The 201-nt window shown below is 31.8% G+C and carries 1 pseudogene; it reads left to right on the top strand.

Annotated elements, in window-relative coordinates:
- Positions 1-201 (top strand): annotated as a pseudogene (locus tag ABGF48_RS08545) (IS110 family transposase); the annotation flags it as partial.

Below are 201 nucleotides of genomic sequence, written 5' to 3'. Positions count from 1 at the left end.
TTTTGCACTAAGAAATCTTTCAAGATACAGATTTGCTTTAGTTGATGAATGCTCTGATTGGAAAAGAAAACTAGTCGCTATTCTTGACCAAGTTTTTCCAGAATATTCAACACTTTTTTCTAATATCTATGGAGTTACTTCAAAAGAGCTTTTATCTAAATATCCTCTTCCAGAAGATATGCTCTCCATTTCTTCACAAGA

The sequence above is a fragment of the Helcococcus bovis genome, assembly GCF_046035835.1.
Taxonomy (GTDB): Bacteria; Bacillota; Clostridia; order Tissierellales; family Peptoniphilaceae; genus Helcococcus; species Helcococcus bovis.
This window is presented reverse-complemented; position numbering and strand designations above follow the sequence as displayed.